The organism is Steroidobacter sp., from assembly GCF_016790065.1.
Taxonomy (GTDB): Bacteria; Pseudomonadota; Gammaproteobacteria; order Steroidobacterales; family Steroidobacteraceae; genus Steroidobacter.
Genome location: NZ_JAEUPY010000930.1, coordinates 1 through 9,582 on the forward strand (window position 1 = coordinate 1; position 9,582 = coordinate 9,582).

The 9,582-nt window shown below is 60.4% G+C and carries 7 protein-coding genes; all 7 read right to left on the reverse strand.

Annotated features, from left to right (window positions below; translation table 11 throughout):
* On the reverse strand, nucleotides 1–1,080 hold a 1,080-nt coding region (locus JNL55_RS36915), incomplete at its 3' end, for a serine hydrolase domain-containing protein (RefSeq protein ID WP_293867018.1).
* Entirely contained in the window at nucleotides 1,077–2,585 is a 1,509-nt protein-coding gene (locus JNL55_RS36920) for an alpha/beta hydrolase family protein (protein WP_293867021.1), read from the reverse strand. The genes JNL55_RS36920 and JNL55_RS36915, both read right to left, overlap by 4 nt.
* Nucleotides 2,586–2,594: 9 nt before the next feature.
* Complete coding sequence (locus JNL55_RS36925; RefSeq protein ID WP_293867024.1) at nucleotides 2,595–4,970, reverse strand: TonB-dependent siderophore receptor; 2,376 nt, start codon at nucleotides 4,968–4,970, stop codon at nucleotides 2,595–2,597.
* A 66-nt stretch (nucleotides 4,971–5,036) separates the two neighbouring features.
* Complete coding sequence (locus JNL55_RS36930) at nucleotides 5,037–6,134, reverse strand: FecR family protein (RefSeq protein ID WP_293867027.1); 1,098 nt, start codon at nucleotides 6,132–6,134, stop codon at nucleotides 5,037–5,039.
* Nucleotides 6,131–6,679, reverse strand: coding sequence for an RNA polymerase sigma factor (locus JNL55_RS36935; protein WP_293867030.1), 549 nt, complete (start codon nucleotides 6,677–6,679; stop codon nucleotides 6,131–6,133). The genes JNL55_RS36930 and JNL55_RS36935 overlap by 4 nt, the downstream gene beginning before the upstream one ends.
* A 76-nt stretch (nucleotides 6,680–6,755) precedes the next feature.
* Nucleotides 6,756–8,564 carry a serine hydrolase gene (locus JNL55_RS36940; protein ID WP_293867033.1) on the reverse strand — a complete coding sequence of 603 codons (1,809 nt, stop codon included), beginning with the start codon at nucleotides 8,562–8,564 and terminating at the stop codon, nucleotides 6,756–6,758.
* The coding region (locus tag JNL55_RS36945; protein WP_293867035.1) for an alpha/beta hydrolase family protein at nucleotides 8,561–9,582 on the reverse strand (1,022 nt) is incomplete at its 5' end. The genes JNL55_RS36945 and JNL55_RS36940, both read right to left, overlap by 4 nt.

The window sequence follows — 9,582 nt, forward strand, 5'->3', positions numbered from 1 at the left end:
GGGGCGCCACCTCGGCAAGAAACTGGTGATGATTCGATCTGCCACGTTGCGAGGCAGATCGCTGCGACCATTGCTCAACACCACCACCGCCAGTCGTTCCTTGGGGAACAAAGCCATGCGAGTGGCCACACCCGGCATGGAGCCGTTGTGCGAAATCATTCGATAGCCCGCGTTATCGCGCACTCCGAACCCGACGCCGTCACCTGCCCCACCCGGACGCTCGAGAGTGCGCCGATGCATTTCATCGAGCATGGCATCGCTCAGGATCGGCTTCTGATCCGGCAAGTGGGCTTGCAGATGAAACATTCCGAAGCGCACCAGATCGTGCGCGCTGGCGAACACGGCCGACGCTCCCGGATGATCGAAGTCGTAGAACGGCAGCGGCAACTGGTCCGTGCCATAACGCGTCGCCGTGTTCTGCTCCAATCCCGGGCCGATGTCGATCGAGGTGTGCGTCAGTCCCAGTGGCAGGAACACTTCGCGACGCATGAACTCGGCATAGCTGAGGCCCGACACTCGCTCGATGACGTAGTCGAGCACGCCGAAGCCGAGGTTCGAGTATTGATAGCGTTCGCCCGGCGCACTCACCAGGTCGCCGTAGCGCAGCAGGGTTTCATCCATCGACGGACGCCGGAACGGTTCGTCGGCATAGAAGAATTGATAGTGCAGCGGCAGGCCCGACGTGTGATTCGCTATTCGTCGCACGGTGGCGTCGTTGACGTTGCCGACTCTCGCTCGCAGCTTGGCGTTGCCTAGGTAGTCGTTGACCGGCTTATCCAGATCGATTCGTCCCGCCTGCACCAGTGTCATGAGTCCGGTGGCTGTGATGGGCTTGCTGATAGAGGCCAACGAATACACGGTGTGTTGTGTGGCCGGTCGGCGGTGTTCGCGATCCGCCCAGCCGAAGCCCTCCTCCCAAACGATTTTGCCGTCCTTGGCGACGGCGACGGCAATTGACGGCACCGATTGTTCGACGATCTCGGCGCGGATGTAGCTGCGAATTTCATCGAAGCGATCGGCGGACTGCGCCGACCCGGCAATTGCCAGCAACACCACCACACGAAGCAAAAATTCGTTCATTGCAGATTCCTGCTGTCGAGGACGGCGCGGTCACGCGTTTGCGTGCCATTCAGAAGCTTCAGGTCACTGCCTTTGAGATAGTGATCCAGGAAGTCCAATTGGTATTCGAAGATGGCGCCGGTTAGCGCTCGCTCGACGTTCGGCTTGCTATCAATCAGCCACAAAGGCAACACAACACCGAGCGCCGTGAGCGCAGGCGGCCAGAAAGGTTGATCGGTAAAGGTGTTATGACGCGCGCCGTCGAAGCCGACTCGATAGGCCGGCCCGGCATAGCGCAGGAAAGCGATTCGGCGCAGCGGCGTGCCTGGCCATCGTTCCAGGCGATACAGCCACAGAGCCGGCTGTGTTCCGCTCGTCAGCGGCAGCGTGCCGTACTCCTCGCCATCCATGTTGACCGCGACTTTGCAGCGCGCATCTTGCAAACAAACTTCCGAGGCCGTCGGGCCGCCATAGGACATGCCCGTCACTGCGACCTTACTCATGTCCAATCGCGCAGCGAACTGACTCGCTGGCGACCCGTTACTCAAGCTCTGCAAGCGATCCAGCAACTCCACCACGTCGTCCTTGCGCACGGACAAGGGATAGTCACGCGACGTTGCATTGAACTCCATCACGTCGTGCAGTTGCTTGTCGGTGGGCGTCTCGCCAGCATCCAGCGACTTATTCAACGACCAACTCGCCGCCTCGTAAGACGACTCACGTCGTTTCCACGAAGCGCGGTCCTCGGTTAGCGACTGCGAACTCCAGCCGCGTTCGAGCTGATCCTGGCCGGGATGGGTAATCGCGAACACCGCATAGCCGTGGCTCGCCAACTGTTCCAGATAAAAGGTATGCATATCGGCGCGCATGCCGAGCCCGGGCGAGAAAATGACGACTGGATATTTGTTTTGCGCCGGCGACAGGCCCGAACCGAGTCCTTCCCAAGATTGCGTGCGCAGTCGCGAAGCCTCGCTCTCGAACAGCAGCTTGGCCAGCGACGACAACGGCTGCAACGGCCCCGTTCCCAGCATCTCGGCGGACCAGTAGTTCACCCGCCCCATCTGAATGCCGACCAGCGTCGGATAGTAAACAGCGACCGAAAAGCTGCGGTGAGCGAACGGATCGGGGTTATGAACATCCTGCCGCGAGGATTGCACCAGCCACTGATGTCGAGCTACCGGATAGGGCCCGGTCAATGCCGGCAGCTCCACGCTCGGCAAAGTCAGGTGTGCGAGATTCAGTGCGAAGTAACTGACGACCAGACCGCCAGCGAACGACCACCGTCCACGCCGTCGCGACGGAGGTTGCTCTACGGATCGAAGTTGGCGCCACAAACACCAACCCAACCCTACGGCCCATATCCACAAGACAGCGGGTGGCCAGCGCCATCCCTGCAATCCCACCGAGATCGCCACCGCTGTCAGCAACGAAGCCGACAACACCACGCGCCGCCAAGCGACGCGTGATGTCTCCAGACACAGGTAATACAGCGCTCCGATGCTGAGCAGGAACAGAAGCACGCTCACGAGACTGGATCAGTAGCGGTAAGCGACGGTTCCCAAGATGGTACGAAACGGATCGCGAGCGACACGAGAGGCACCGAAGCCGGTGTAGATCTTGCTCTCGAACAGATTCCGCACGTTCACGCCGAGCAGCAGATGCTCGCCCACCGGATAATTCGCGCCCACATCGACTCGCGTGTAGGCGGGCCACTCGATGGTGTTGGCATCCGATGCCCAGCGCTTGCCCACGTACTGAACTGAGGTCGTGAGCGACAGATCGCGCAACGCACCGTCTTGCACTTTGTAGTTCAGATACGTCGAGAACGTATGTTCGGGCACGTTGAAGAACGAGTTGCCGGTGTTGGCGTCGGCCTCTTCGATTTCCGTCGGGTTGTAACCGTAGCCGAAGTAAATCGACAAGCCGGGATACGGACTGCCTTCGACCGAAACTTCCACGCCCTTGGAGTTCACGCCGCCCAGCGGCACCACGTAGCCCACATGGGCCTCATCCGACACCAGCACATCTTTCTTGTCGATGTCGAACAGCACCACGCTGCCGGTCAAGCCGCTGTTACCCAGCACGAATTTGGCGCCGAGTTCGTACTGCAAGCCGCGCTCCGGTTGCGCAATCAGACCGCGACCGAAGATCTGAGCCAGGCGAGGCACGAACGATTCGTTGCGGCTGGCGAACAGTGTCAGCCAGTCGTTCACGTCGTACAGCGCGCCGAACTGGGTCGACCAGATCTGATCCTTGATGCCGGTGACCGCGAGCTCGCCCTCGTAGGGCGTGTAGTCATCTTCGCTTTCGTAGTCCGAGAAGCGCCCGCCGGCCAGCAGATGAAAATTGCCGAGGCTGATCCGGTCTTGCAAGAACGCTTCGGCCACATTCGAGTCGCCGCGTTGATCGTCGAACGGAATCGGATCGGGCAGCACGATGGTGCCGTACACCGGCGCATAGATATCGATGGGCGTGATGCCCAGGAAAGCAGTCAGCAGGCTGTACTGGGTGTCGGTGTAGTCGATGCCGAGCACCGCTTCGTGCGTGAGGCTCCCGGTTGCGAAACCCCATTTGAGATCGGCGTGAGCGATATAGGCCGTGGAATCGTAGCCCTTGTCGATCAGATATGAGCGGCTCATGGTGCGGTTGTCCGCTGCCAACCCGCCGGTGAATATATGTTCCCGGTCGTACTTCGAGTTGTGATACGACATCGCGAAGTTCAGCGTCACATCGTCGTTGAAGTCGTGCGACAGGCGGGCGTTGAGATCGATGTCTTCTTGCGGATGACGCAAGTCGCCAAAGCCCGCCGGCGCGGTAATGTCTCTGTCGTACTGCAAGTTGGTGCGCAGAGGAATCTGACCATACGGATTGGGCAACAGCCCGCCACGCACGGGCACGCGGCCGTCGGTGAACCCGTTGGGCCAATCGGCCTTGTCATAGAAACCATCGACGATCAGCGTGGTGCGATCCGCCAGCTTGAATTCCACCACCGGAGCGATGAACAAGTCCTCGGTGCCAGTGTTGTTGAACGGCGTGTCGGTCTCGAAATTGGCCACGTTCAAACGCGCGCCGATGCGATCGGTGAGCGGTCCGCCGATGTCCAGCTCGTAGTGACGCTCGTTGTTACTGCCGAACTGCAGATTGCCGCTGGCCTCGAACTGCTGCTGCGGACGTTTGGTCACCAGGTTGATGACGGCGCCCGGCTCCATCGAGCCATACAGCACCGACGCTGGTCCCTTCAGCACTTCGACGCGCTCCACGTTCGCCAGCTTGAGCGTGCCGTTGGTGCTCCGCTGCGCCATACCGTTCCAGGTGAGCGACGACGCGAAGCCGCGAATCACCACGGTGGTGTTGAGCGGCACGGCCCAACCGTAAGGCACTGCATTCGGCGTGAAACGTACGATGTCTTCAGCCATCGTCGCTTGTACGTTGCGAATGAAATCGGCGTTGAAGACGCTGACTGTCTGCGGCACATCCTTGACCGTCTCGGTGGTGCCGCGACCGAACACTGTGACTTCTTGCAAAATGCCTGAGTCGTTGGTGTTCTGCAGGCTGGCGTCGTCGGCGCCACGTCGCGCGCTCTGCTCAGCGCTCTTGCTGATGGTCACAGTGCCATCGCCCACTTCGACGAAGCTCAAGCCCGTGCCCGCCAGCAGCTTGGTGAGAATGTCACGAGCGCTGAACTGTCCTTGCACGGCTTCGATGCGATAGGTGCCGAGATCGCGGCTGGCGGTGATCACCTGGATCTCGGTCTGCTTGGCGAACAACACCAATGCCGAAGACAGATCCTGGGCTGGAATATCGAAGGCGTAAGCGCTGTCCAGCCCGGCCGCGAAGGCCGACGATGGTATCTGCGGCATGCCGGCCAACATCAGACACGCCAGTAGTGAAACTCTTTTACGAGCGATCATTACTCAAACTCCCCGTCTTTGTTGTAGTCGGCAAGAAGACGGAGCAGAGCCCAGAAAGTGAAGCGGTCAACGCATCGATTCGGCGCGCGTCCGCAGCACGACTTGATTCGCGCTCGAGTGTTGCACCGAGACTGGAAACACATTGGGCAAACCGCGCAACCACTCATCGATGCGGCCTGTCACCACGGTGCCGGTGTAAAGATAGTTGCCGAGTTCACCTTCCTCGAGCACCAGAGGAACAGCGGCGTAACGATTGACCGCTGCAACGACGGACACCAGCGGCTCGTCGACGAAACTGAGTGTGCCCTCGGTCCACGTGGTGACCTGCGGACTTGCCGCAGTAATCGCCACTGGCTTCGGCGCACCCGCCGATAGCGTCACTTGATTGCCCGAGGCCAGCCGGAAATCGCTGGCGCCGGCGCTGCCGCCCACCAGTTGCCGCAGCTCCCCGAGGAGCGGCCGTTGATGCGCGACATCGACGATGCCTTCGGTCACTGTGACTCGCACGGCACCGCCTTCGGATTTCACATTGAATGCAGTACCGACCGCCGTGACGGTCGTATCCATTGCATGCACGATGAAAGGTCGCGCGTGCATGTGTTTCACTTTGAACAGTGCTTCACCGTTCTCTAGAAAAACATTGCGCGTGCCACTAGTGAATCGAGTGGAGAGTTTCGAGCCGGCAGCCAGCGTGACTTCGCTACCGTCCGGCAGCAGCACCTCACGATTGACTCCTACGACAGCAGACACCGTCATGTCGCGCGCTTGATCAACGTGGCGCATCCAGCCTAGCAGCAGCAACGTCGCCACGCCGGCAACAAGGGCGGCTGCGATTCGAGCTCGACGCGGATCGAATCGACGTACTGGCGCACGGCGCTGAGAACTCGTGCGCACCTTGTTCCATTCGGCCACGGGCACCTGACCGAGATAACCATCCGAATCGATCTCGGTCGACGTGACCGGCTGTTCGTCGATCAGGCCGGACTGGCGCCAGGTTGCTTGCACTTGTTCAAAAGCGCGCCGGTTTTCGGTCGAGCCGTCGCACCAGGCGAACCAGGCCGAGATGTCGGCCTCAGAGACTTCCGGATCGCGCAACTTGAACAGCCAATTTGCGGCGGTCTCCAGCAACTGCGCGTCGTGGTGGGCTTCCGTTCTTTGGTTCATGGCAGCTGGCGCTCCTTATTGCCATTCAAGGTCGATTGAATGTGTGCCATGGCCTGCACCAGGTAGTGATGGACCATGCGCTTGGACACACCCAGCCGAGCCGCGATCTCCAAGGAACTCAGATCGTGGAGCCGATGCAGATAAAAAGCCTGGCGACATTTGGGGGGCAGTTCCGCCACCGAACGCTCGATCAGTTCGATGTCTTCACGGGACTGCAGGATGCGTTCGGGCGAAGCCGCTTGCGAGTCGTCGCCCGCCTCGCCCAGGCCACGCAGCACGCGCCGCCCGACCGAGCGGTTGCGCATCCGGTCGATGGCGATGTTGGCGGCCGTCTTGAACAGGTAGCTCGACAACAGACTGACCGTGCCGCGAGAGTCCAGCTGCAGCATGCGGACATAGGCCTCTTGAGCTACGTCCCGCGCCTCTTGCTCCGAATCCACACGCGACATCAGAAAGCGGATCAGCGCCTGATTGTGCTCCTGGAACAGGCGCGACAACGGCGCTTGCGGGCCTTCGGCCTGCGGCTCACCCGGTTCTGGCTTCACATTGGACACGTCAGTCGGTTCGATGGAGTTCCCGTTGCTGAAGAAGACGAACCAGGGCCGGAAAAGTGTAGTCCCGTTATCGGCGTCGCGTCGACGTGAACACCCCTTCCGGGCCGGAAAGCTTCAATGCCACGATGTTCCCCGAGTCCGCCAGGAACTCGTAGGTGACGTCGGCCACCTTGGCCACTCGAAACTTGAGGCCTCGATACGCCTGCAGCACGTTCGGTAATCCACCCACAGCCTGTACCGACAGGGTGTCATCCGGCAGCAGCGTCACCCACACTTCCCGACCGGTGGGATCGACGTAGGCCCCCGGCAGCTGCGCCAGCGTCTTTGGATCGAGGCGCTCGGGCTGCCGAACGAACAGGGTTTCGGCATCGTCGACGGTCATTGCCACCTGGTCGGCGTCGCCTTGCGGGCTGGTCACAAAGCGCACGGAATACCTGCCGTAACGCGGATCGTCCGGCGTATCGAAGCGATCGTAGTGATAGTGGTTCAGCACGGTGCGAAAGCCGTGAAACTCGAACTGTAGCGCCTTGCCACTGCGATCGATTTTGAGCCTGCCGTATGCCGGGTGCTCATAGTCACCGACGAAGTCCGCCAATGCACGCGAAGGCTTCGTACCACGCACACGGCCCTCATCCACCTTGGCTCGCGCAACTTGGTGGACCTGTCGGTCTTTGCGGCGAACTTCCTGCAAACGCTCGCTCCAGGGCGTCGTATCCAGGCCGAGAATGCGCTCGTAGATGTTGTAGCCGATGGGATCGTACAGCGATGACGCATGATCGCCGATGAGCAACACGATCACGCCCACGCGCTCATCGGGCAGGTAGGAGATTTGCGAGTGGAAGCCGCCCAAGTCGCCGCCGTGATAAGTGATCAGATGCCCGCGATACGAGGCCATCTGTCTTCCCATGCCTTGCTCGGGGTGCAGCAGTTCACGCCAGCCACGCGCTTCGGCGGCGCTATCGGGCACAGGGATCGCACGCTCCAAGGTGGCTCTGAGTACTGCAGCGGGCAGCACTTGGCGACCGTCATAGCGACCCTCGTTCATGAGCGCGATCAGCCAATGCGATAGGTCCTCGATATTCGAGATCATCCCGCCTGCTGCAGCGATGCCTCGCGTGTCCTCGTAGGGTAGCTGATACAGCTCGTCCGAATCGCGTCGTGCGGTATATGGCACAGCGTGGTCTGCGTTTGCAGTCATCGTCTGCAATGAAAATGTCGTGGCATTCATGCTCAACGGCGCGAGGATTCTCTCCTGCACGAAGTCCGGCCAAGGCTTGCCGGATTTCAACGCCACGATGTGACCGACGGCGGCGTACATCATATTGTTGTATAGGAAGGTCTGCCGCAGCGGTGCGCTGGGATCCATATATCGCAAGCGATCGAACAGCTCGGCGTTATCCAGCTGGCTTTGATACCAGATCGTGTCGTGGCGAGTGACTCCCGTGCGATGCGCGAGCATGTCCCGTAGCGTCACGGTGCGATTGAGCTCGTCGTTGTAGAAGCGAATGGCCGGCACGGACTCGCGCACCGGCTCGTCCCACGTGAGCTGCCCTTCATCGACCAGCAGACCGGCCGACACCGCGGCCACCAGCTTGGTGTTCGAGGCTATCGGGAACAGCGTCTGCGGAGTGAACGGCAGTTTCTTGCCGTAGTCGCGGTAGCCATAGCCACGCGAAAAAACCAGTTTGTCATCCACCACCACGCCGACGCCGAAGGCGACGCCATTCCAGTCCTTCAACAGTTGCTGCATGTGTTCGTCGAACCCTTGCAGCTTTGCGGCGACTTCCGTCGAACGTTCGCTCGCAGTAGCGCATGGCGCACTCGTCGCCAATATCAACAAACATGCAGCGACGCTCGTGAGCACAGATTTGATCATCGACGAATCTCTTGAGTCGGTAGAGGGGTAGCAAGCCCGGGACCGGGTGTGTTGGCTCCGATGTCCAACTCCAGCCCCGTCTCGACGCCTTTCAAACGCGCGGGAATGCCTTGGGTCATCCATTTGGGTGGCGGCGCATCTCGCAGGTAATGGTCGAAGAACTGAGCCATCCGGACGCTGAAGTCCGCGGCCGACTTACCCGCCAACGTATGATTGCCGTCGTTGTATTGAAGCATCCAGGCGGTCTTGCCCAGTCGGCGCAGCGCTGTGAAAAACTCGATGGCATTCGGGAACGGACAGATGGCGTCGTCCCGGGTGTGCATCATCAGAATCGGCGTCGTGACTTGGTCGACATGGAAGATCGCGGAGTTCTCGACATACGCACCCGGACGGTCCCACAACGTGCCGGCCATGCGCTCCTGCCCTCTTTCGGATTGACTCTGCAGGCTGGCGCCACCGGAAGCGCCTGCTCTGGCATTCGGCACCCACAGCGAGCCGTAGGCGCTGACCAGATCGGCGATGCCCGACGCGGACGCGGCGGCAGCGAACAGCCCGGTGCTGGTGACGATGGAGTTGGTGGCGATGCCGCCGAAGCTACAGCCCGCGATTGCCATCTTCTTGGCATCCACCCACGGTTGCTGTTTGAGATGCTCCGCAGCCGACAGCACCGCAGTTACTGCGCTCCGACGTAACTCGCCGGGCGCATAGTAAATATCGGGTTTGAATACCACGTACCCACGGCTGACATAGGAAGGAACATTGATCTCGCAATCCATGTCGAGCAAACGCGGCGGCGTATACACATGCAGGTCATCGGCAACCAGATCGTAGTAGTTGAAAATGACGGGGTACTTTCGCGCCGGATCGAAGTCCTCGGGCGTGTAGAGAATGCCCTGCGCAACTTGACCGTCACTGCGAGGCCACGTCAGCAGCTGCGAGTTCAGCCAGTTATAGGTTTGTTCCGGCTTCAGTTCGCTCAGTCGAGTGAACGTCACGAAATCTGCAGTCGCAAAGTAGT

What these genes read in the sequence shown, in the direction of transcription:
- JNL55_RS36930 (WP_293867027.1), bottom strand. Translation starts at nt 6,134, where the DNA reads ATGAACCAAAGAACGGAAGCCCACCACGACGCGCAGTTGCTGGAGACC.
- JNL55_RS36940 (WP_293867033.1), bottom strand. Translation starts at nt 8,564, where the DNA reads ATGATCAAATCTGTGCTCACGAGCGTCGCTGCATGTTTGTTGATATTG.
- JNL55_RS36925 (WP_293867024.1), bottom strand. Translation starts at nt 4,970, where the DNA reads ATGATCGCTCGTAAAAGAGTTTCACTACTGGCGTGTCTGATGTTGGCC.